This window comes from Pseudomonas sp. GNP013 (assembly GCF_054343995.1).
Map to the genome: position 1 here is coordinate 3,398,327 of NZ_JBTGUT010000001.1, position 21,478 is coordinate 3,419,804.

Sequence of the window (21,478 nt, forward strand, 5' to 3'; positions counted from 1 at the left end):
TCAACGACGCGCTATCAACCCTTGCCGGGCAATACGCGTCAATTGGCGAATCACTTCAGGGGCGTCGTCGGCACTGGGTGCCTGGATAACCGCCAGGTCAAAGCTGTTGTTCGCAAAACGCGAGAGGGGATCGCCGTCTTCCACAAACTGGATAAGGAACGCCGAAGGCCGCCCCGTGCGACGCGGCCAGCCGTCCAGGTAACGAAGGAGTGTTGGCTGATGCTTGCCGCCGAGGAGAATTTTCGGATTGCGCTGGGTCAGGTCCGCAGTAATGGGAGCCAGGCGTATCAGGGGGCTTAGTGCATTCATTGTGTCGTGTCTCTGCCTCAAAAGTCTGCGGGCAGGTGAGAGGCAACACCGAACCAGCGCTTTAGCGGTATTTCGAACCCTGCCTGCTGACGAGCGCAAAGTTCTGTCGGACTGCATTCAGTCCCGTGGCGCCCCGCAATTAGCTGTTTAAATCGGCGCATGAGCAGCATCCTAGAGAAGCCGGTGGGGCAGTGTCAAGAATCCCGAGCAACGAAAAAGCCCGCACGTGGCGGGCCTTTTGAAAGGGCTAAAGCAGGCCTCAGCGGATGATGGCGCGGTCAGCGGACAGCCTGCCCGCTCCTTCCAGCAACACCGCCAACGCGCCGCCAAGCAAGGCCAGGGCAAACTCATAACCGTTGTTGGCCATGAACAGGCCGTTATGGATGTGCACCGAGAAAATCGCCACCAGCGTCAGCACGCTCAGGCCCAAGGCTGCAGGACGTGCCAGCAGGCCGATGATCAGCGCCAGGCCGCCAAAAAACTCGGTGCCGCCCGACAGCAGGGCCATCAGCGTGCCGGGTGCCAGGCCGACGCTTTCCATGAACTGCGCGGTACCCGCCAGGCCACCGCCGCCAAACCAGCCGAAGAGTTTCTGCGAACCATGTGCCGCGAAGACGACGCCGACAAAGATGCGCAGAATCGTCAGGCCGTAGCCGGCGCGAGTGGACAGAACGCGTGTGATCAATGGGCTCATGGATGTGAATCCTTTTGTGGGTAGAAGAGGGTTGGCCGCTATATTAATCAGATTAACCAATGATAAAAGTCGAAAAAACGCTTTATCAACATCTATAAAATCGATTATTTCCGCGAGGCGACTTTCGGCGTCCGCGGCTCCAGCGACGCTCTCTCCCGATCGAACGCCAGGTAATACTTGTTGACGCTATTCACATAGCTCACGCCGCCCATCCCCACTTGCTCCATGGCAATGCGTTCAACCTGAAAAAACCACTGGTTGGGGTTTAGTCCACGGCGTTTCGCCTCGGTGCGCATGCCCTGCACCCGCTCCGGGCCCATGTTGTAGGCCGCCAGCACAAAGGCCATGCGCTCACGCTCGTTGAGCTTGGGGCTGGAGAAAAACTTGCGGCGGATCATCGCCAGGTAACGCGCGCCCGCCTGCACATTGCTATCCAGGCTCTCGATATTATTCACGCCCACCCGCTGCGCAGCCGACGGTGTGATCTGCATCAGGCCGGTAGGGCCACCGCTGTTGCGCGCGCCCGGATCCAGCGCCGACTCCTTGAACGCCAGCGCGGCAAGGTTCAACCAGTCCATGCCTTGCTCGCGCGCATGCTTTTGCAGGACCGGACGCAGTTTCTCCAGCCGTTGGCGGTCGGCACGCGCCAGTGGATTACGCACCTGGTAGAGCCGACGATAGATGCGCTGGAACGCCACGTCCTGGTCGGCCGGGGTTCGGTAGGTCTTGAGAAAGCGGTCAATGCTGGCGCGCAGCATGGATGCATCCTGACGGACGAACCAGTACTCGTCACCGGGCTCACTGATCACCACCTGCCTGTCGAAACGCAACCGAGGCAGGATCTTCGACCAGCGTTCGGCAATCGGTTTTTCCACGATGGTCAGGTGGAAGATCCCGGCCTGAACCATCTCCAGTACATCCTCCACGGCCAGGCTCGGATCGACCCATTCCACCTTGATCGGCGCCTGCTTGTGCAGGGCCAGCTTCTGGTTGACCTGGCTGATCGCGTCCGCCGCAGCGCTGCCGGTGGTGAGCGTCAAGGTGCGGCCGGACAACTGCTCAAGCCGGGTAAAGCGTCGTTCGCCCTTGACCCCGACCAGCCACAACGGCACATCACTGGCAATCGGGTCGCTGGTACTGATCTTGTGTGCGGCCTTCATGTCCAGCAGCTCGCCGGGCGCCACCAGATCGCCTTCGCCACGGGCCAGCGCGCCGAGCAGTTGGTCCTTGGCCTTGGGAATGATCTTGAGGTTGATTTCCTGGCCATCACGGGCGTGGCCATTGAGGTATTGCTCGAAGGCACGCAGGCGATGATATTCGACGCCAATGGCCTGCCCCTGTACCTCGCCGGAGCTGTTACGACTCTGATTGACCAGCACGCGCAGGGTGCGACTGGAACGAATTTGCGCGAGGTCTCGCACCTTGCCGGGCTTGACCACTTCCACCGGCCCGTCCAGACGCGCCACCGCCGCCAGGGGCAGCAGCAGCGTCAGGCACATCACAAGCATTGCCGAGGGTCGGATCATCCGCTCTCCGGAAAGAATACTGGCCAGCGGCCGTGCGAAAAACGCGGTGCTGGAGGTCAGAAACAGAGCGCTTTATGCGCAGGCTTTGCACGCAATGGCGGCAGCATGAAAGGCGCCCGGCCTATCACAATGTCGCGAGTGACGTTCAAAGACAGCTATAACCTTTTGTAGTTCTTAGATTTTCTTATAAATCTACAGCTCTGATATGCTTTCCGGCCGAAGGCGGAGATAGCACCATGCAACTCATTGATATCGGCGTCAACCTGACCAACCCCAGTTTCGACGGGAAGCATCAGGCCGTTCTCGAGCGTGCCTACGCCGCAGGCGTGCAGCAACTGGTGCTGACGGGCACCAGCGTCGACGGCAGCGAACAGGCGCTGGACCTGTGCGAGAAACTCGACGAAAGCGGACAATGCCTGTTCAGCACCGCTGGCCTGCACCCTCACTCTGCCAACGACTGGAACGGCGACAGCGCCCAGCGTTTGCGCGGGTTGCTCGGCCAACCACGCGTGCGCGCCGTGGGAGAATGCGGGCTCGACTTCAACCGGGACTTCTCCCCTCGCCCACAGCAGGAAAAAGTTCTCGAGGAACACCTGGCCCTGGCCATAGAGCTGAAACTGCCAGTGTTCCTGCACGAGCGCGACGCCAACGTACGCCTGCTGGAGATTCTCAAGGATTACCGTGATCACCTGACTGCGGCCGTGGTGCATTGTTTCACCGGCGAACAGGCAGCGCTGTTCAGCTACCTGGACCTCGACTTGCACATTGGCATCACCGGCTGGATCTGCGACGAACGCCGTGGGACGCACCTGCATCCGCTGGTCAGGGAAATTCCCCGTGGACGTCTGATGCTGGAAAGCGACGCGCCCTACCTGCTGCCGCGCAGCCTGCGCCCCAAGCCAAAAAACGGGCGCAATGAACCGGCCTATCTGCCAGAGGTGCTGCGCGAAGTCGCCCTGCACCGCAACGAAAGCGCCGAAGACCTGGCCCGACACAGCACCGCCTGCGCCCGCGCCTTTTTCGGATTACCTGTCGTGGCGTGATACGGCGCATTGACCCATATCAACAAAGACGTTCCTGAGTAGCGGCACAATAATGGCACCTTGCCAATGCTGTTTCCGCTATCAGAGAAAACCTTCCATGGGTGCCTGGCTTAGCAATATCTCGCTGAAATACAAATTCTGGGCGGTCAACGCGGTCGCCTTCATCACCACCCTGCTGCTGGTGCTGTATGCCGTGCAGTTGGAGCAACAGGCGCGCACCCAAGCGTCCCAGGCTTCGGCGCAGGCGCAAGGACGCTTGCTCAGCGCCTGGCCTGCCGATAAGCCGCTGCCTTCCGGCGAGTCATGGCTGACGTTTACCGACGATCAAATCCCACAGGATCTGTCAGCCTTGAAAGGCGCCAGCGGCTGGGTCGAACTGAAACACGAACCGTTGTTCGGCGAAAATCCGCTGACAGGCGCTGAAGTGATCAACCGCGCCAATGGCCAACACATAGCCATTTTGGCGTATGCACCCAGCCTGAGTCAGGTGCTGGGCGAACGCTTCACCCGCTACGCGGCGGCCGTGGCGATTCTGATGCTGGCCATGCTCGGCGCCTCGCAACTGTTGATCCGCTTCCTGCTCAGCCAGCTCAACACCCTCAAGGACATCATGTTGCACGTGGAGAAAACCGGCGACCTGTCGGCCCGTGTGCCGCTGGCGTGCAAGGACGAAGTCGGGCAGATGGCCAGTGCCTTTAACGCCATGCAGGCGGGCTATCAACGGGTGGTGAACACCGTCGCGCAGACTGCTCGGCAACTGGACGAAGGCGCCGCGCGACTGGCCAGCAGCATGAATGAAGTGCAGCACGGCATGCTCGGTCAGCAAAGCGAAACCGACCAGGCCGCCACCGCGATCAATGAAATGACGGCCACCGTTCACCATATCGCCCAGCACGCCGGCGCCACTCGCGACCTCTCGCAGACTGCCGACACCCTGGCCGGCAGCGGCCAGGCCGTGGTCACCCGCGTGCAGCATTCGATTGCAGGGCTGTCCACCGGCGTACAACAGACCGCCGAAATGATCCAGAAACTTGCCGAAGACAGTCACAAGATCAACAGCGTGGTCGGCGTCATTCACAGCATCGCCGAACAAACCAACCTGCTGGCGCTGAATGCCGCCATCGAAGCCGCCCGCGCCGGAGAAATGGGCCGTGGCTTTGCCGTGGTCGCCGACGAAGTGCGCAACCTGGCCAAACGCGTGCAAAGCTCCACGGACGAAATCACCCGCATGGTATCAGCCCTGCAAGCCGGCACCCGCGACGCGGTGGACTTCATGCAGGAAAGCTCGTTCAAGGCCGACGACTGCGTACAGCAAGCCCAGGAAGCCGGTGCCGCACTGGCCGACATCACCCGCGCCGTGGCGCAGATGCGCGAGAGCAACACCCAGATCGCCGTCGCCGCCGAGCAGCAAAGCCACGTCGCCGAAGAAATGAACCGTGCAGTGGTGAGCATTCGCGATGTGACCGAAAACACCGTACGGCAGACGGTGGGTTCGGCCACGACCAGCAGTGAGCTGGCGACGCTGGCGGGAGAGCTGAGCATGGCGATTGGGCAACTGAAGCTGTAGGGCTGTTCACCCCGTAATCCGGTTCCTACAACCGGGCCCATTAATTGAATGTAGAACTAAATATCCTGCTCTTAGCGGGCCATCCGTATACATGAATGATCCAGACTCAGCTTGCTATTGAACAAGGTTATCCATTCTGAGTGACCGATGGCAACCTTACGTTCCTGGTACACATGAACGACCATGACTGCGTCATTTGGGCCTGAAGACAGCTTACTCATGTCGTCTATGACCCCCATAGCCAACCCCAATTCGCCGCGCCCGCCCTGCCCCACCTAAACTCTGCCCATGTTGTTTAAACGGACAGAGGATTTACCATCATGGGCAAACGTCATCCTGATTTCCCCGCCTGGCAATGGCGCAACGACCCGCAAAACCAGCAACATGCCACTCACCAGGCGCTGCAGTTGATCGCTGTGCCGCTGTTTATCACCGGCTTTCTGCTGATCGCTTCGGGTGTGTTCAGCACCAGCCTGGCCAGTGTTGCCGTGGGTGTGGTCGGGATTCTGGCAGGTATGGGGTTGCAGCGTCGCTGAGGGTCAGGCGAACACGGTCACTGTCTGGCGGCTGATGGCGATCAGTGCGCCGTTCGGGCTCCAAAAGGCGGCGGCGGTGTGGCCGTAGCCGTCGCGGGCATGTTCGATGGTGACGTGGTACTGGCACCAGTCGAGGGTGGTGAGGTCCTGCAGGGGTTGAATGAACTCGATGGTCCAGGTGAGTGAACTGCCCGGTGCCGGTTTGCTCAGGTGCGGGAGCAAGGCCGGCGGCCAGGCGTCGACCAGTGCGAGGATATGCGCTTCGGTCAGGGGCTCCTCTTTTACGTCGCCACGCAAACGAATCCAGCCGCCCATGGTGCGGGATTTCTGACCGCTGAACGGCAGGCCGCCCATGGTCCAGCGCATCGACATGTGCCGCATGAACTCGGGGGTGACGCCCTTGATGTAGGGTAAGTCCTCGACTTCATCCCAATGTTTGAACACCGGTGCCGGTTCGCTGGCCACGTCAATTTCCGATACGCGGGAAGCGCCGAAACTGGCCTGCACCAAGGTCGCGACGTCGCCGTTCTGCACCACGCGACCGAGCAATTGGCTGACGGCCTTGCCTTCGCGCAACACTTCAACCTGATAGCTGGCCGACACATCCGGTGCCACCGGCCCCACAAAAGTGATCGCCAGGGAACGCAACGGCCGTCCGGCCGGCACCTGGGCAATCATCGCTTCGTATAGCAGCGCGGCAACCAGGCCACCGAAGCTGGCGCGGCCCTGGCCCCACTCGGCGGGGATGGTGACATCCAGCGGGTTGCGACGAACTGCGTCGATTAAATCACTAAAGCGCATGGCAGCCTCATATCAGGAAAATCGATCGACGCATCTTAACTATCACGCCTTTAAGGTACAGCGCCTGTTACTGCCAAAAACCGGACCTGCAGACGCGGGCGAAACGCGGTTCAGAAACAATCGGCGCGCAGTTTATCCAGCACGCGATCAGCCTGCGCCTCGGCCTTTGTCATGGTGGTATGCCAGACCGGCACGCAGGGAAGCAGGTCAACCTGCTGTTCGGCCTGGGCCAGCCACTGCCAGCAATCATGCCAATCACCCAGGGCGCCCTGGGCTTTTTTCAGACGCGATAAGGCATTCGCCGGTAGCTTGTCCAACTCGGGGTAAGCCTCGGCCGCATAACGCACGCGCTTGATCAACAGCCGCAGGCGGTGGCGATCGTGGCTCGGATCGTTCAGCGCATCGCCCAGCTTGCGCCACTGCCTGGCCAGGCGCTTCTCGATAAGCGAACGCAGGCCCTTGAGCAATTTCTGACGCTGGGCGGCACGAATAAACCGTGGGAATGCATCGAGAATCTGCAGCAGGTGCGCGAGCTCCTGGCTCTGCGCCACCTGACGATAGGCGTCCGGCTGCAGACGCAGCCGACGCTCTGCAGCCGCTTGATACCCTTGCTGATGCAAATACGCCGCCAGCACCTCGCGGTCGCGTAACGGCGTGGTCAAGCGGCCCACCGTGCCGGCCGCCAGTTCAAGCTGCTCGACACCCGGCAATTCACGCAACGGGCGCAACAGACTGCGCAGGCGGCGCACGGTGGTGCGCAGGTCGTGCAGGGCTTCATCGTCGGTGACGGCGGCAAGGCGAGCCTGGCAGCTCAGCAACCCTACTTCCAGGCCTATGACCTGGGCGACTAACTGATCAACCAACGCTGGCATCCTGTCCTCCCTTTTCGATGAAAACCCTGTTTAACCGATCAACGTCCGGCGCGCGACTCACGAATATAGAACCGCGCTTTTTCGGCTTTATTGGAGCAGCCCTCGAACGCTTCGAATTGCTGCTGGGTCTTGGCGCCCGTCAACAGCGACAAAGCCTTGGAGTAACTGACAGTGCCGGCAAAACCTTCGGCCTTGGCCAGGTCCAGCTCTTTCCAGGCGGCATCCAATTGCGACCCGCAGCTGTCGCGGTAAGCGGTTTTACCAGCGCAACCGGCCAGGGCCAACAGGATCACGGGCACACACATCCAGGCTTTCATCAATGACACCTCAAAATAAGAAAAACAGTCGTACGCTGTAGACGGTGCCTACGAAGAAAAGTGCCTTGTAGGACGGCCTGTAACGTGAAGCGCTGATTGCCAAAGCATACCCTAGCCCCGTCGCTATTCTGGAGAACTATTGTGAAGCAGCCGCGACGATTGAAGCGGCCCCCTCAATGGGTGCATTGTGGGCACCTGTTTTGTGTAGGACAGGGACTATGAAGAAACGTGTTGCCTTGGTGTTGGGGTCCGGCGGGGCCCGGGGTTACGCCCATATCGGTGTGATCGAGGAAATCGAACGACGCGGCTATGACATCGCCTGTATCGCCGGTTGTTCCATGGGCGCGGTAGTGGGCGGGATCTACGCCGCCGGCAAGCTGAACGACTATCGCAACTGGATCGAAAGCCTCGACTACCTCGATGTGCTGCGCCTGGTGGACGTGAGCTTTCGCCTGGGGGCGATTCGTGGCGAGAAAGTGTTCGGGCAGATTCGCAAGATCGTCGGCGAGATCAATATCGAAGACCTGCGCATCCCCTACACCGCCGTCGCCACCGACCTGACCAACCAGCAGGAAATCTGGTTCCAGGAAGGCTGCCTGCACCAGGCCATGCGCGCCTCGGCGGCAATCCCCAGCCTGTTTACCCCGGTGATGCAGGGCAACCGCATGCTGGTGGACGGCGGCCTGCTCAACCCGTTGCCGATCGTGCCGGTGGTGTCGAGCCATTGCGACCTGATCATCGCGGTCAACCTCAACGCCACCAACCAGAAGCACTACCATTTGCCGGTGATCCAGCGCCCGCCGGCGTTCAAGAGCCGCTTCAACAGCCTGGCCAAATCGCTCGGTTCGCACTTGCCGTTTCGCCGCAAGCAGGCCGAGCAGTTGATGAAACTCGAGCAGGAAGCCCTGCAGGCCCATGCGGCGGAAATCAACCCGTGGCTGGAGTCGGCCGAGCCCGAATCCCAGCAGCCCGCCGCCGCGCCGGAAAAACCCGGCGCACCGAAGTCGGCCACCGGCTCGTTCATTATCGATAACGTCGGGCCAGCGTCGCTGCTGGACTTGATCAACCAGAGTTTCGAAGTGATGCAAACATCGCTGGCACAGTACAAGATCGCCGGGTACCCGCCCGATGTGCTGATCAACGTGCCCAAGCGGGTGTGTCGTTTTTTCGAGTTTTACAAGGCGCCGGAGTTGATCGCGCTGGGGCGGGAGATTGCCAGCGATACGTTGGATCGGTATGAGAGTGAACAGGGTTGAGAGTGGCGAAGAGGCCAGTCCAGACGCAACGGCACTCAGCTGCTTAGCAACCGATACCCCACCCCCGGCTCCGTCAGGATAAATCGCGGCTGGGTCGGGTCATCCGCCAGCTTCTGCCGCAGGTGCCCCACCACGATACGCAGATAGTGGCTGTCCTCGGTATGGGTCGGGCCCCAGATGTCCTTGAGCAGTTGCTGCTGGGTGATCACCCGCCCCGGATGGCGCGCCAGTTGCGCCAGCACCGCGTACTCCTTGCGAGTCAACGCTACTTCGGCGCCGTCGAGCAATACCCGGCGATAGGCCAGGTCCACGGTGAGCGGGCCGAAGCGCAACGCGGCCTCCTGAGCCTCGCCCGCCGGCGCCTGGCGCAACAACGCGCGGATACGGGCAAGGAATTCCTGGATGCCGAACGGTTTGGTCACATAGTCGTTGGCGCCACCGTCCAGGGCTTCGACTTTCTGCCCTTCGCTGGCGCGAACCGACAGCACCAGCACCGGCACCGTGGACCATTCGCGAAACTCGCGCAGCACCTGTTGGCCGTCCATGTCCGGCAGGCCGAGGTCGAGCACCAGCAAGTCCGGCTTGTTCAGCGCCGCCTGGGCCAGACCTTCGGTGCCGGTGCCGGCCTCGATCACTTTGTAGCCCTGGGAGGCCAGGCTGATGCGCAGAAACTTGCGGATCTGCGGCTCGTCATCAATGACCAAAATCGTCGCGGTCTGGCTCATGGCGTCCAATCATAAATCGTCGAGAACACAGGGTATCTCACGCCTCACGCTCCAGGCCAGGCTGGGCCGGCAAAGGCAGAAACAAGGTGATGCAGGTGCCGCGCCCGTCGATGCCATCGGCCACGCGGATATGCCCGCCGTGCGCGCCAACCATACCCTGACAGATCGCCAGACCGAGGCCCGTGCCCTGCCCGCCCCGATCACCGCGGGCAGCGGTATAGAACATGTCGAAAATCTTCGCGCGTTCATCTTCGGGAATCCCCGGCCCCTCATCAGCCACGGCGAAAAACAGCTGATCGTCCGCGACGCCGGCGCTCAACTGCAAGCGGCCTTGAACCGGTGAAAAGCGCGCGGCGTTTTCCAGCACGTTGACCAGCGCCTGTTCGATCAGCGCCGCGTGCACATACAGCAACGGCAGCTCCGCTGGCACATCGGTGATCACCTGCAACGGCGCCAGCACCGCGCGCAGACGGCCGAGGGCGCTGCCGGCGATATCGCCGGGCGACACCCAGTCGCGCGCCAGCTTGAGTGCGCCGTGCCCCAGTCGGGTCATGTCGAGCAGGTTCTGGATATAGCGGTCCAGGCGCTCGGCTTCATCGCGGGTGCCTTCCAGCAGTTCGCGGCGATCGTCCAGGGGAATCGCTTCGCCGAGCGCCAGCAGGCTGTCGATGCTACCGCGCATTGAGGTCAACGGCGTGCGCAAGTCGTGGGACACCGAGGCGAGCAAGGCGCTGCGCAGTTGTTCGGTTTCGCCATGCAACCGCGCGGATTCGAGCTCCTGCGCCAACTGCGCGCGGGCCAGGGCCTGCGCCAGCGGTTGGCTCAAGGCCGTGAGCAGACGTCGACGCTGGCCGCTCAGCTCAAGGCCCGGCTTGGCACTCACGCCGAGCAAGCCCAACGGACCTTCTTCGCCCGACAACGGCCACCACCACCAGCGCCCAAACGGCAAGGTGCCAGTGCCCCGGCCTGCCGGCTGGTCATGCTGCCAGGACCAGTCGGCGGCGGCGCGCTCGGCTTCGGTGAACGTCAGCGGGCCGCCGGTTTCGACCGTCCAGCCGCCCTGCCCGTCGCGGTTGACCAGACACAGATCGAGGTCGCTCCAACCCTGCAGGTGCAGGGTCGCCGCGCTGATCACCGCCTGGCGATCGGTGGCGGCGGTCAGCTTGCGGGACAGGTCCAGCAGTTCGCTGGTTTCTTCCTGGGTATCGCGCAGCGCCTGCAATTGCTGGCGCTGCCGCGCGGCCAGGTTGCCGGTGAGCGCGGCCATCAACAGGAAGAACAACAGCGTCAGCACGTCTTCTTCACGCTGGATGGCGAAAGAGAAATTCGGCGGAATAAACAGAAAGTCGTAAGCCATGAAGGAGAGCGCGGCACACACCAGCGACGGCCCAAGGCTGCTGCGCACCGCCACCAGCAACACCGCGGCAAGAAACACCAGCGAGATGTTCGGCAACGGCATCACGCTGGACACCCCCCAGGCCACGGCGGCCGCCACCAAAGTGGCCACCACTGCCAGGGCGTAATCGAACCAGCGCAGCCCCATCACCTGCGGCAAGCGCGGCGGCGCGGGCAACTCGTCGCTGTCGAGCACGTTGATTTCCAGCCCCCGCGCCTGGCGCAACAGGCGTGCGGCCAGCCCCCCCCCCAGCAGCCGGCGGCGCCAGCGCATCCGCGACTGCCCCACCAGCAGCAGGCTGGCTCGACGTTCGGCGGCGTGCTGGATCAACGTCCTGGCCACCTCGCCGGCGCGCAACAACACCACCTCGCCGCCCAGGCGCTCGGCCAGTTGCTGCGCGTTTTGCAGACGCAGGCGCGACTGCTCATCGCGCGCCCGGCCGTTATCGATATGCACCAGGCTCCACGGCAAATGCCGGCGCTGGGCCACGCGACTGGCATGGCGCACCAGACGTTCGGCCTGCGCGTCGCCGTCCACGCCCACCAGCAAGCGACCACGCACCGCCGGTGCGGCCTGGCCGAGTTGGCGATAGCCCTGAGCCAGGTCATCGTCGACATGGGCGGCGGCGGTTTGCATCGCCAACTCGCGCAGGGCCATCAGGTTGGTCTGGGTAAAAAACGCATCGATGGCGGCGCGGGCCTGTTCCGGCACATAGACCTTGCCGTCGCGCAGGCGCTCAAGCAATTCACGGGACGGCAGGTCGATCAGCAGCAGTTCGTCGGCTTCCTGCAGCACCCAGTCCGGCAGGGTTTCACGCACCTGCACGCCGGTGATGCCGCGCACTTGATCATTAAGGCTTTCCAGGTGCTGGACGTTGACTGTGGTGAACACGTCGATACCGGCCGCGAGCAACTCCTGAATATCCTGCCAGCGTTTTTCATGACGGCTGCCGGGCGCATTGCTGTGGGCCAGTTCATCCACCAGCACCAATGCGGGCCGGGCCGCGAGCAAGCCGTCAAGGTCCATTTCTTCGAGCATCACGCCGCGGTATTCGCTGCGCAGCAACGGTTGCTGCGGCAGGCCGCCGAGCAAGGCCTCGGTCTCGGCGCGGCCATGGGTTTCGACCACCCCGGCGATCAGTCGCACGCCCTGGCGCAGTTGGCTATGGGCGGCCTGGAGCATGGCGTAGGTCTTGCCCACACCGGGCGCGGCGCCGAGGAAAACTTTCAGTCGGCCACGGCCATCCCGGGGCAGATCGGCTAACAGGGCGTCGGCGCGGCCGGAGTCGCTCATGCTTCAGGGTTCCTTCAGGTGTGTATGGATGGCGTTTATGGCCTTATCGCGGGAAGCCCTAATGCCGTTCAGTTAAGCGCAGATTCCCTGTGGCGAGCAGGCTTGTCCTGCGTTGGGCTGCGCAGCAGCCCCAAAGCCAGGCGCTGAGCCGTATCAGGTACACCGCGTTTTGATCGATTGGGGGCGCTTCGCACCCCAACGCGGGGCAAGCCCGCTCGCCACAATAAGCCCACACATTTTCCTTGACTGAACGGCATTAGGGCTTGCCCGCGATCACGGCGGCGCTGCCTACAACTTTTCCAGGGCCATGTTCAGGGCCAGGACGTTCACCACCGGCGGGCCCACCAACGGGCTTTCGATGTGTTCATCCAGCAAGCGTTGCAAGGTCGCCACCGGCACATTTCGCGCCGCGGCCACCCGCGCCAGTTGATAGGCAATCGCCGGCGGTGGCAAGTGCGGATCCAGGCCGCTGCCGGAGGTGGTCAGCGAGGCCAGCGGCACCGGGCCCTGGCCTGGCACCTGCTGCTTGGTCGCGTCGTCGAACACGCGCGTCGCCAGCGCCGGGTTGCTTGGGCCCAGGTTACTGGCGCTGCTGGATACCGTGGCGAAAGCCCCGGCCGAAGGCCGTGGGTGGAACCAGCCGTCGCCGGTAAAGTCCTGGGCGATCAGGCTGGAGCCGCGCACCTTGCCGCTGGCATCGCGCACCAGACTGCCGTTGGCCTGGGCGGGGAACGCCACCTGGGCCACACCGGTGACCACCAGCGGATAGGCGACGCCGGTGATCAGGGTCATCAGCACCAACAGGCTCAAAGCCGGGCGGATCATGTTAGTCATGGTCAAATCCTCATTAAGTCGGGAAGGCGAGCGTTACACCAGGTGCAACGCCGTCAGCAGCATGTCGATCGCCTTGATGCCCACGAACGGCACCAGCAGGCCGCCCAGGCCGTAGATCAGCAGGTTGCGACGCAGCAACGCCGCCGCACTCGCCGCCTGCACGCGCACACCGCGCAGGGCCAGGGGAATCAGCACCACGATGATCAGCGCGTTGAACACAATCGCCGAAAGGATCGCACTCTGCGGGCTCTGCAGGTGCATCACGTTGAGCACGCCCAACTGCGGGTAGATCGCGGCGAACAGCGCGGGCAGGATGGCGAAGTACTTGGCCACGTCGTTGGCGATGGAGAACGTCGTCAGCGCGCCTCGGGTCACCAGCAATTCCTTGCCGATCTGCACCACGTCCAGCAGCTTGGTGGGATCGCTGTCGAGGTCGACCATGTTGGCCGCTTCACGGGCGGCCTGGGTGCCATCGTTCATCGCCATGCCAACGTCTGCCTGGGCCAGCGCCGGAGCGTCGTTGGCGCCGTCGCCGCACATGGCAACCAGGCGCCCGTCATTTTGCTCGAGGCGGATGCGCGCGAGTTTTTTCTCCGGGGTGGCCTCGGCCAGCACGTCGTCCACGCCGGCTTCGGCGGCAATCGCGGCGGCCGTCAGCGGGTTGTCGCCGGTGACCATCACAGTGCGGATGCCCAGCTTGCGCAGCTCGGCGAAGCGCTCGCGGATACCAGGTTTGACCACGTCTTTGAGGTGGATCGCGCCGAGCAGTTTGCCGTCGGCACACACCAGCAACGGCGTGCCACCGCTCTGGGCGATCTTGTCGATTTCCCGCGAGAGCGCCGGTAACAGGTCACTGCGTTGCAAACCGATAAACGCCAGCAACGAATCCACCGCGCCTTTGCGAAATACGCGGCCCTGGTAGTCGACACCGGACAGGCGGGTTTCGGCACTGAACGGTACGGCGGTCAATTCATCCAGCGACGGTTCGGCCTGGGGGTGCAAGGCGCGCAGGTATTCGACGATGGATTTGCCCTCCGCCGTGTCATCCGCCAGGGACGCGAACAAGGCACCTTCGGCCACCTCGCGGCCACTGACGCCTGGCGCGGCGACCACCGCCGAGCACCGGCGGTTGCCGAACGTGATGGTGCCGGTCTTGTCCAGCAACAGCACATGCACGTCCCCCGCCGCTTCCACGGCGCGGCCGGACTTGGCGATCACATTGAGGCGCACCAGACGGTCCATGCCGGCGATACCGATGGCCGACAACAAACCGCCAATGGTGGTAGGAATCAGCGTCACCAGCAGTGCGACGAGGAACACCAGGGGCAAGCTGCCATTGGCAAAGTGGGCAAACGGCTGCAGGGTGACCACGACCATCAGGAAGATCAGGGTCAGCCCGATCAGCAGGATGTCCAGTGCCACCTCGTTAGGGGTTTTCTGGCGCTTGGCGCCTTCCACGAGGGCAATCATGCGGTCCAGGGTGGATTCGCCGGGGTTGGCGGTGATGCGCACCAGCAGCCAGTCGGACACCAGCCGCGTATTGCCGGTGACGGCCGAACGGTCGCCGCCGGATTCGCGGATGACCGGGGCGGATTCGCCAGTGATCGCGGCTTCGTTGACTGCGGCGATCCCTTCGATGACTTCACCGTCGCCGGGGATCATTTCGCCGACGACCACGCGCACCACGTCGCCCTTGCGCAGGCTGGCAGCGGGTACCATCTTGAAGGTGCCATCGGCCTCTTTGCGCCGTGCGCCGAGGCCTTCACTGCCGGCCTTGAGGCTGTCGGCGCGGGCCTTGCCACGCCCTTCAGCCAGCGCTTCGGCGAAGTTGGCGAACAGCACGGTGAACCACAGCCACAGCGCAATCTGCGCGGCGACAAAGGTGGGCACAGCGGTGTCGGGCACGAAGCACAGCACGGTGGTGAGGATGGCCGTCAATTCGACCACCAGCATCACCGGCGAGCGTTGCAGTTGCCGTGGGTCGAGCTTGACGAAGGCCTGGACCAGCGCCGGGCGCCACAGCGCGGAGATTGCGGTTTTGGCGGGTTCCTGGGGTTTGACCGGGGCCGCGTTGTTTGCAGGCATATTCATTTTCATATCCCTCAGAAGCCCATGCTCAGGTGTTCAGCGATAGGGCCCAATGCCAGCGTCGGCAGGAACGTCAGGCCGCCCACCAGCAAAATGGTCACAGTCAACAGGGTCACGAACAGCGGGCCGTGGGTGGGAAAGCTGTTCTGGCCAATCGGCGCGGTCTTCTTCATCGCCAGGCTGCCGGCCAGGGCCAGTACCGGGAGGATGTAGCCGAAGCGGCCGAGCAACATGCCCAGGCTCAGCATCAGGTTATGGAATGGCGTGTTGCCACTGAAGCCGCCGAACGCCGAGCCGTTGTTGGCACTGGCCGAGGTGTAGGCGTAGAGCAACTGGCTGAAACCATGGGGTCCGGGGTTGCTGATTGCACCGGCCGGGCCTGGCAGGCTGGCGGCGATGGCGCCCAGCACGAGTACGCCAACCGGCATCACCAGCAGGGTCACCACGAGCAGTTGCACTTCCTTGGCCTGGAGTTTCTTGCCCAGGTATTCAGGCGTGCGGCCGATCATCAGGCCGGCGAGGAAGACTGCGATCAACACGTTGAGCAGCATGCCGTACATACCGGCGCCGACGCCGCCGAAGATCACTTCGCCGACCATCATGTTGACCAGCGCCACCATGCCGCTCAACGGATTGAGGCTGTCCTGCATACCGTTGACCGAACCGTTGGACGCCGCCGTAGTCGTCACCGACCAGAGCACGGTGCCGGTGGTGCCGAAGCGCGCTTCCTTGCCTTCCAGCGGTGCGGTCTGCTCCACGGCGGGGTTGTTCAAGGTGGGGTTGGGCTGGTATTCGGCCCACAGCGAGGTCGCGCCACCGATCAGGAACAGCGCGAGCATGCAGCCGAGGATCGCGCGGCTCTGGCGCAGGTCCTTGACGTAGTGGCCGAAGGTGAACACCAGCGCCACCGGAATCAGGATGATCGCCGCCAGCTCGAACAGATTGGCCCAGGCGGTCGGGTCCTCGAACGGGTGCGCCGAGTTGACGCCGAAGAAACCGCCGCCGTTGGTGCCCAGTTGCTTGATCGCAATCTGGCTGGCCGCAGGACCGAGCGGAATCACTTGATCCACGCCTTGCATTGTCACGGCATCGACGTAGTGGGCGAAGGTTTGCGGCACGCCCTGCCACACCAGGAACAGCGCCAGCACCAGGCACAACGGCAGTAGGCCGTAGAGGGTGGCGCGGGTCATGTCGACCCAGAAGTTACCCAATGTCGCGGTTGATTTGCGACCGATCCCACGGCAAAGAGCGACGAGGACTGCCAGCCCCGTGGCCGCACTGACGAAGTTCTGCACGGTCAGGCCGGCCATTTGGCTGAGGTAGCTCAGGGACGCCTCACCGCTGTAGGACTGCCAGTTGGTGTTGGTCATGAAACTGACCGCCGTGTTGAAGGCCAGCGTCCACTCCTGACCCGGCAGTTTCTGCGGATTGAGCGGCAGGTAGTCCTGAAACAGCAGGATCGCGAACAACAGCAGGAAACCCGCGAGGTTGAACGCGAGCAAGGCCAGCGTGTATTTCTGCCAGCTCTGTTCCTGTTGGTCATCCACGCCGGACAGGCGATAGCAGGCTCTTTCCACCGGCCCCAGCACAGGGGTCAGCCAGGTGCGCTGGCCTTCCATCACCTTGTAGTAGAAACGCCCGAGCAAGGGTGCCGGTACCAACACCACGGCAAAGAAGGCAATGATCAGCCAATAGTCATAACTGTGCATGCCCAACTCCTAGTTCCGATCCGCGCGTAACAGCGCAACCAGCAGATAAATGAACAGCGCCACGGCCAATAGCAGTGACACCCCGTCCAGAACGCTCATGGAAGTCTCTCCGTTGTGCGGCGAGTGCCGCGTGTGGGGCAATTGTCCGCAGGAGTGGTGTAAAGGAACGAGAGCGAGGGCGTGGGCGGGGCGTAAAGACGGCGTAAAGAGTGGGTTTATGCGGGGTTTACACCGCGGGTTTGCATTGCTTGAACGGGCCTCATCGCGGGCAAGCCCGACTCCCACATTGGAATGCGGTTGACTGTGGGAGCCGGGCTTGCCCGCGATGGCGCCAGCCAAGGCACCACTGCACCTGCCTGGTGCAGTGGTGAGTATGTTCAAACACCAAACCGTCCCCGATACGACGGATGCGCCACTTTACGACCATGATTTTCATGCTGGCATGCCCGCTGCAACACCTTGAATCATTCCAAACCGTTCAAGGAGCGCAGCACAATGAACACACACCTCAAACCCACCTTGGGCACCCTGCATTTATGGGGTATTGCCGTCGGGCTGGTGATCTCCGGGGAATACTTCGGCTGGAGCTACGGCTGGGGCGTGGCCGGCACCCTCGGGTTCCTGGTGACGTCAATGATGGTCGCCGCGATGTACACCTGCTTCATCTTCAGTTTCACCGAACTCACTACCGCGATTCCTCACGCTGGCGGCCCCTTTGCCTACAGCCGCCGCGCCTTTGGTGAAAAAGGTGGTTTGATCGCCGGCCTCGCGACCCTGATCGAATTCGTATTCGCGCCACCTGCCATCGCCCTGGCCATCGGCGCCTACCTGAATGTGCAGTTCCCGGCCCTGGACCCGAAACACGCGGCCGTCGGCGCCTACATCGTGTTCATGGGCCTGAACATCCTTGGCGTGAAACTCGCCGCCACCTTCGAACTGGTGGTGTGCGTACTCGCCGTCGCCGAGCTGCTGGTGTTCATGGGCGTGGTCGCCCCCGCGTTCAGCTTCAGCAACTTCGCCCTCAATGGCTGGGCGGGATCCGATACGTTTGGCGCACCGGCGATTGCCGGGATGTTTGCGGCGATCCCCTTCGCCATCTGGTTCTTCCTCGCCATCGAGGGCGCAGCCATGGCGGCCGAGGAAGCGAAAGACCCCAAGCGCACCATTCCAAAGGCCTACATCAGTGGCATCCTCACTCTGGTGATTCTGGCCATGGGCGTGATGTTCTTCGCCGGCGGCGTGGGTGACTGGCGCACCCTGGCGAACATCAACGACCCGCTGCCCCAAGCCATGAAAACCGTAGTGGGCGACCACTCCGGCTGGCTGCACATGCTGGTGTGGATCGGCCTGTTCGGCCTGGTGGCAAGCTTCCACGGCATCATCCTCGGCTACTCGCGGCAGTTCTTCGCCCTGGCGCGCGCCGGTTACCTGCCCTCCTTCCTCGCCAAACTGTCGCGTTTTCAGACACCGCACCGCGCAATCATCGCCGGCGGCGTCGTCGGCATCGCGGCCATCTACAGTGATGGCCTGATCAACCTCGGCGGCATGACCCTGACCGCCGCGATGATCACCATGGCCGTGTTCGGCGCCATCGTCATGTACATCATGAGCATGCTCAGCCTGTTCAAACTGCGTAAGACCGAACCGCTGCTGGAGCGCACCTTCCGCGCGCCGGGCTATCCACTGGTGCCCGGCATCGCGCTGGTGCTGGCCGTGGTATGCCTGGTCGCGATGGCCTGGTTCAACACGTTGATCGGGCTTATCTTCCTCGGCTTCATGGCCGTTGGCTTCGTGTACTTCCAATTGACCGCACAAGACCGCGCCGATGCGCCGGCGGACGCAATGCTGACCGGCCTATAAGACGTGGGAGGCAGAACGGGCCTACACTGAACTACTCAGAAAGCCCGTCACTCAAAGCAGTTATTACCGTGGGAAAATTCTCCCACGGCGATCTGCCTCAAGGAGAGCGTTATGCCGTGGTATGCGTGGTTGATTATGGTAGTAGCGATCGGGTCGATCGTCGGTGGCCTCATGATGCTGCGTGACAGCGCCAACAAGGTGGAACTCACCGACGAACAACGCAAGCGCGTGGCCCAGCGCAATGCGCAAGCGGATGCCAAGGACGCGCAGGACCGCTGAACCGGGTTTACTCCCACTCCGCCCCGGCAATATGCAAACCGTGCTGACCTTTATAGGCAGCACGTTCCGGCTGGCTCCAGCCGCTCAGCAGCTCATCCTCCAGCCTGTAGATCTCGACACCCAACGGACGACACACCGTCAGCGGGTCCTGCGCCTGCGGGCCCCACATCGGCAACGACAAATCTCCACCCGGGCACGTCGATAGCGCGCACAACAGGTCAATCTCGGCGAAAAACTCAAGGTAGTCGCCCTTCTGCGCCGGGCAGGCTTTCATGAAATACAGGTCATCGTGATTAAGCCCGGTGCACTGGAAAATATTCAGCACGTCGTGCACGTCGAATTCTGTCAGGCCGTGGGGCAATATTGCACGGGTCAGGTTCGAGTGGCAGTGATGATGGAAATCCTCGCCGGTCAGCATGCGGTTCACATAGGGATCGCAACGCGTGCCGAGCAGATCGTGCAGGCGGCCACCGTGTTCATCGATACCGTAGCCGGCCAGGCTGTCGTCGGTGATGGTGACCAGAGGCCTTAGAAAGGGCAGGTTCGACCATAGCCGGTCGTAGGTGCTGACGTGGGCGCCCTGCAATTGACGGGTGCGTGCCGCCCACAGGCGCTCGCGCGGGTCGTGGGCGTTCCAGACATTGAAGTCGCCTACTTGCGGGCCTACCGGAGTGGTGACACGGAAGACGTGACCGGCGGGGACGTTCCATGCGCGTCCTGTGCGGATTGGGACTTCGAAGTGGTTGATCAGGGTGCGCAGGTCGGCACGATTGCGGATTCGTTCGTAGAAGGCGATGTCGACCTGCAGCGCGGAGCCTTTGCTGACCTGGTAAGCGGGTGGGTAGTTTTTGTACATGATGGACGCCTCGACTTGGGAATTTTCTGCATAAGAGATAATCACCATTCATGCCAGCGCTGTGCGCAGTATCAGGACTGAAGGGTTTTAAAGTGAGATCGGCAACCGCTTTTGTATGGGTATTTACCATACCCCGTGACATAATCGACCTTTTTCAAGCTATGGCTAGGGTTGCCAATCCAAAGCCACTTTGTGTCGAGTTACGCAGATGCACGGTGAACCAGAGAGCCCCCTTTCGATGAGAGACGCTGAAACCGAACGGACCTGACTCTTTGCAACTACACAGGTGGCCTGCTGCCTACGGTGGCCCTGTCGCGGCAGTAAAGGGGTCGACGTTAGTAACGGAAGTGACATGTATGGGTATGAAATTGAATTTATTTGCCTAACTATCATGGCTCGTCAGTGCGGGTAAACAGCATAAATTATGAGGCATGGAGGGTGAAATGGAATTGATCAGATGGCTGGATTTTGAGCGACTGGGCGATAACCGAGGGGAGCTGATTGCCATTGAAGTTGGCGTCGACAAGATCATCCCTTTTGAAATAAAGCGTGTTTATTACATCTACGCTACAGCCCCCGGCATCAGCAGGGGTTTTCATGCCCATCGAAATTTAAAGCAAATTGCGATCTGCGTATCCGGCACCTGCAAGATGGTGTTGGACAACGGAACTGTTCGCGAAGAAACCATTATGCACAGCGCTACACGCGGGCTGGTTATCGAAAGTATGGTATGGCGGGAAATGCATGACTTCAGCCCTGACTGCGTATTGCTGGTGCTGGCAAGTGAACATTATGAAGAATCCGACTATATAAGATCTTATGAGACTTTTCTTGAGGAGCAAGCATGTCTAAAAAGCTGATAATCGTTGGGGCGGGTGAGTTCGCCATGATTGCTTATGAGTACTTTACACATGACTCTGATTTTCAGGTCTGCGCTTTTTCCGTCGAGAAGGAATACCTCGAAAATACCACGCTGTACGATCTCCCCATTGTAGCGCTGGAATCAATCGAAACCACATATCCGCCCGCCGACTATGAAGTCTTCGTCGCGATACCGGCCTCACAACTCAATCGACTGAGAACCCGTCTCTATGAGATGGTCAAGTCCAAAGGTTATACGTGCGCCAGCTACATCAGTTCGCGTGCGTTCGTGTGGCACAATGCTGAAATCGGTGAAAACTGCTTTATCTTCGAGAACAATACAGTTCAACCTTTCGTATCGATTGGGAACAACGTGATTCTCTGGAGCGGCAATCATATAGGGCATCGTTCACGTATCAATGACAACTGCTTTCTCTCTTCACATGTCGTGGTGTCAGGCTATTGCGATATCGGCGAATCCTGTTTCCTCGGTGTCAATTCGACACTGAATGATCGCATCAGCATCCCCAAAGACTGCGTGATTGCCTCCGGCACCCTGGTTAATAAAAACCTGCCGGAGCCAGAGCGAATTTATTATGGCTCGCCCGCGCAGATGCTGCCGAAAAAAAGCAGTCTTAAAGTTAAATTGTAGGGTA

At 61.6% G+C, this 21,478-nt stretch carries 20 protein-coding genes and 1 pseudogene; 8 read left to right on the top strand and 13 right to left on the bottom strand.

The annotated features are described in order from the left end of the window. The 3 genes from ACXX81_RS14770 to ACXX81_RS14780 form a co-directional block, all read right to left on the bottom strand. A complete protein-coding gene (locus ACXX81_RS14770) occupies positions 1 to 309 on the bottom strand; it encodes a class I SAM-dependent methyltransferase (RefSeq protein ID WP_322213050.1) in 309 nt (102 codons plus the stop codon). A gap of 259 nt (positions 310 to 568) precedes the next feature. Then, positions 569 to 1,003 carry a DoxX family protein gene (locus ACXX81_RS14775; RefSeq protein WP_458571948.1) on the bottom strand — a complete coding sequence of 145 codons (435 nt, stop codon included), beginning with the start codon at positions 1,001 to 1,003 and terminating at the stop codon, positions 569 to 571. Positions 1,004 to 1,107: 104 nt separating this feature from the next. Beyond that, positions 1,108 to 2,529: an MltF family protein gene (locus ACXX81_RS14780; protein ID WP_231423112.1), complete on the bottom strand. Its 1,422-nt coding sequence runs from the start codon at positions 2,527 to 2,529 to the stop codon at positions 1,108 to 1,110. A 236-nt stretch (positions 2,530 to 2,765) separates the two neighbouring features. On the opposite strand from ACXX81_RS14780, the gene ACXX81_RS14785 reads away from it, so the two are divergent. From ACXX81_RS14785 to ACXX81_RS14795, 3 genes and pseudogenes are all read left to right on the top strand, one after another. Then, positions 2,766 to 3,572, top strand: coding sequence for a TatD family hydrolase (locus tag ACXX81_RS14785; RefSeq protein ID WP_209980446.1), 807 nt, complete (start codon positions 2,766 to 2,768; stop codon positions 3,570 to 3,572). Positions 3,573 to 3,669: 97 nt separating this feature from the next. Continuing rightward, on the top strand, positions 3,670 to 5,139 hold the full coding sequence (locus ACXX81_RS14790) for a methyl-accepting chemotaxis protein (protein ID WP_458571949.1): 1,470 nt from the start codon (positions 3,670 to 3,672) through the stop codon (positions 5,137 to 5,139). 320 nt (positions 5,140 to 5,459) lie between these two features. Then, a pseudogene (locus ACXX81_RS14795) lies at positions 5,460 to 5,669 on the top strand (terminase); the annotation flags it as partial. 9 nt (positions 5,670 to 5,678) lie between these two features. Here ACXX81_RS14795 and ACXX81_RS14800 read toward each other — a convergent pair. From ACXX81_RS14800 to ACXX81_RS14810, 3 genes are all read right to left on the bottom strand, one after another. Then, positions 5,679 to 6,476 carry an acyl-CoA thioesterase gene (locus tag ACXX81_RS14800; RefSeq protein ID WP_458571950.1) on the bottom strand — a complete coding sequence of 266 codons (798 nt, stop codon included), beginning with the start codon at positions 6,474 to 6,476 and terminating at the stop codon, positions 5,679 to 5,681. Between the two features lie 110 nt (positions 6,477 to 6,586). After that, entirely contained in the window at positions 6,587 to 7,348 is a 762-nt protein-coding gene (locus ACXX81_RS14805; RefSeq protein ID WP_209980432.1) for a CHAD domain-containing protein, read from the bottom strand. Positions 7,349 to 7,386: 38 nt separating this feature from the next. Continuing rightward, positions 7,387 to 7,665, bottom strand: coding sequence for a hypothetical protein (locus ACXX81_RS14810; protein ID WP_003238638.1), 279 nt, complete (start codon positions 7,663 to 7,665; stop codon positions 7,387 to 7,389). 218 nt (positions 7,666 to 7,883) lie between these two features. Between ACXX81_RS14810 and ACXX81_RS14815 the strand changes: the two genes are divergently transcribed. Beyond that, positions 7,884 to 8,921: a patatin-like phospholipase family protein gene (locus ACXX81_RS14815; protein ID WP_322213041.1), complete on the top strand. Its 1,038-nt coding sequence runs from the start codon at positions 7,884 to 7,886 to the stop codon at positions 8,919 to 8,921. A gap of 35 nt (positions 8,922 to 8,956) precedes the next feature. On the opposite strand, the gene ACXX81_RS14820 is transcribed toward ACXX81_RS14815, so the two are convergent. From ACXX81_RS14820 to kdpF, 6 genes are all read right to left on the bottom strand, one after another. After that, complete coding sequence (locus ACXX81_RS14820; RefSeq protein WP_015371591.1) at positions 8,957 to 9,646, bottom strand: response regulator; 690 nt, start codon at positions 9,644 to 9,646, stop codon at positions 8,957 to 8,959. 37 nt (positions 9,647 to 9,683) lie between these two features. Continuing rightward, complete coding sequence (locus ACXX81_RS14825; protein ID WP_458571951.1) at positions 9,684 to 12,335, bottom strand: DUF4118 domain-containing protein; 2,652 nt, start codon at positions 12,333 to 12,335, stop codon at positions 9,684 to 9,686. 288 nt (positions 12,336 to 12,623) lie between these two features. Further along, positions 12,624 to 13,169: a potassium-transporting ATPase subunit KdpC gene (gene kdpC / locus ACXX81_RS14830; protein ID WP_057009635.1), complete on the bottom strand. Its 546-nt coding sequence runs from the start codon at positions 13,167 to 13,169 to the stop codon at positions 12,624 to 12,626. Between the two features lie 33 nt (positions 13,170 to 13,202). After that, positions 13,203 to 15,260, bottom strand: a complete 2,058-nt coding sequence (kdpB, locus tag ACXX81_RS14835; RefSeq protein ID WP_209980427.1) for a potassium-transporting ATPase subunit KdpB — start codon at positions 15,258 to 15,260, stop codon at positions 13,203 to 13,205. An 11-nt stretch (positions 15,261 to 15,271) separates the two neighbouring features. After that, positions 15,272 to 16,966 (bottom strand): potassium-transporting ATPase subunit KdpA, encoded by a 1,695-nt coding sequence (gene kdpA, locus ACXX81_RS14840; protein ID WP_458571952.1) that lies wholly within the window; start codon positions 16,964 to 16,966, stop codon positions 15,272 to 15,274. A gap of 9 nt (positions 16,967 to 16,975) precedes the next feature. Then, positions 16,976 to 17,065, bottom strand: coding sequence for a K(+)-transporting ATPase subunit F (kdpF, locus tag ACXX81_RS14845; protein ID WP_003218754.1), 90 nt, complete (start codon positions 17,063 to 17,065; stop codon positions 16,976 to 16,978). Positions 17,066 to 17,461: 396 nt separating this feature from the next. Here kdpF and eat point away from each other — a divergent pair, with 396 nt between their 5' ends. Both eat and ACXX81_RS14855 read left to right on the top strand, forming a co-directional pair. Next, on the top strand, positions 17,462 to 18,826 hold the full coding sequence (gene eat / locus ACXX81_RS14850) for an ethanolamine permease (RefSeq protein WP_458571953.1): 1,365 nt from the start codon (positions 17,462 to 17,464) through the stop codon (positions 18,824 to 18,826). Between the two features lie 111 nt (positions 18,827 to 18,937). Continuing rightward, positions 18,938 to 19,105, top strand: coding sequence for a DUF2897 family protein (locus ACXX81_RS14855; protein WP_069665401.1), 168 nt, complete (start codon positions 18,938 to 18,940; stop codon positions 19,103 to 19,105). A gap of 7 nt (positions 19,106 to 19,112) precedes the next feature. Here the strand turns inward: ACXX81_RS14855 and ACXX81_RS14860 are convergent, their stop codons facing one another. Further along, a complete protein-coding gene (locus ACXX81_RS14860) occupies positions 19,113 to 19,961 on the bottom strand; it encodes an urea carboxylase-associated family protein (RefSeq protein ID WP_458571954.1) in 849 nt (282 codons plus the stop codon). 443 nt (positions 19,962 to 20,404) lie between these two features. Between ACXX81_RS14860 and ACXX81_RS14865 the strand changes: the two genes are divergently transcribed. Both ACXX81_RS14865 and ACXX81_RS14870 read left to right on the top strand, forming a co-directional pair. Next, positions 20,405 to 20,821: a sugar 3,4-ketoisomerase gene (locus ACXX81_RS14865; RefSeq protein WP_209980418.1), complete on the top strand. Its 417-nt coding sequence runs from the start codon at positions 20,405 to 20,407 to the stop codon at positions 20,819 to 20,821. Continuing rightward, a complete protein-coding gene (locus tag ACXX81_RS14870) occupies positions 20,806 to 21,474 on the top strand; it encodes an acetyltransferase (protein ID WP_231423126.1) in 669 nt (222 codons plus the stop codon). Before ACXX81_RS14865 ends, ACXX81_RS14870 begins: the two co-directional genes overlap by 16 nt. Positions 21,475 to 21,478 lie beyond the last annotated feature (4 nt).

Coding starts and splice junctions, on each gene's coding strand:
- ACXX81_RS14860 (WP_458571954.1), bottom strand. CDS start 19,961: ATGTACAAAAACTACCCACCCGCTTACCAGGTCAGCAAAGGCTCCGCG.
- kdpA (WP_458571952.1), bottom strand. CDS start 16,966: ATGCACAGTTATGACTATTGGCTGATCATTGCCTTCTTTGCCGTGGTG.
- ACXX81_RS14815 (WP_322213041.1), top strand. CDS start 7,884: ATGAAGAAACGTGTTGCCTTGGTGTTGGGGTCCGGCGGGGCCCGGGGT.
- ACXX81_RS14780 (WP_231423112.1), bottom strand. CDS start 2,529: ATGATCCGACCCTCGGCAATGCTTGTGATGTGCCTGACGCTGCTGCTG.
- ACXX81_RS14870 (WP_231423126.1), top strand. CDS start 20,806: ATGTCTAAAAAGCTGATAATCGTTGGGGCGGGTGAGTTCGCCATGATT.
- ACXX81_RS14785 (WP_209980446.1), top strand. CDS start 2,766: ATGCAACTCATTGATATCGGCGTCAACCTGACCAACCCCAGTTTCGAC.
- kdpC (WP_057009635.1), bottom strand. CDS start 13,169: ATGACTAACATGATCCGCCCGGCTTTGAGCCTGTTGGTGCTGATGACC.
- ACXX81_RS14770 (WP_322213050.1), bottom strand. CDS start 309: ATGAATGCACTAAGCCCCCTGATACGCCTGGCTCCCATTACTGCGGAC.
- kdpF (WP_003218754.1), bottom strand. CDS start 17,065: ATGAGCGTTCTGGACGGGGTGTCACTGCTATTGGCCGTGGCGCTGTTC.
- ACXX81_RS14800 (WP_458571950.1), bottom strand. CDS start 6,476: ATGCGCTTTAGTGATTTAATCGACGCAGTTCGTCGCAACCCGCTGGAT.
- ACXX81_RS14820 (WP_015371591.1), bottom strand. CDS start 9,646: ATGAGCCAGACCGCGACGATTTTGGTCATTGATGACGAGCCGCAGATC.
- ACXX81_RS14865 (WP_209980418.1), top strand. CDS start 20,405: ATGGAATTGATCAGATGGCTGGATTTTGAGCGACTGGGCGATAACCGA.
- ACXX81_RS14855 (WP_069665401.1), top strand. CDS start 18,938: ATGCCGTGGTATGCGTGGTTGATTATGGTAGTAGCGATCGGGTCGATC.
- ACXX81_RS14775 (WP_458571948.1), bottom strand. CDS start 1,003: ATGAGCCCATTGATCACACGCGTTCTGTCCACTCGCGCCGGCTACGGC.
- eat (WP_458571953.1), top strand. CDS start 17,462: ATGAACACACACCTCAAACCCACCTTGGGCACCCTGCATTTATGGGGT.
- ACXX81_RS14810 (WP_003238638.1), bottom strand. CDS start 7,665: ATGAAAGCCTGGATGTGTGTGCCCGTGATCCTGTTGGCCCTGGCCGGT.
- kdpB (WP_209980427.1), bottom strand. CDS start 15,260: ATGAATATGCCTGCAAACAACGCGGCCCCGGTCAAACCCCAGGAACCC.
- ACXX81_RS14805 (WP_209980432.1), bottom strand. CDS start 7,348: ATGCCAGCGTTGGTTGATCAGTTAGTCGCCCAGGTCATAGGCCTGGAA.
- ACXX81_RS14825 (WP_458571951.1), bottom strand. CDS start 12,335: ATGAGCGACTCCGGCCGCGCCGACGCCCTGTTAGCCGATCTGCCCCGG.
- ACXX81_RS14790 (WP_458571949.1), top strand. CDS start 3,670: ATGGGTGCCTGGCTTAGCAATATCTCGCTGAAATACAAATTCTGGGCG.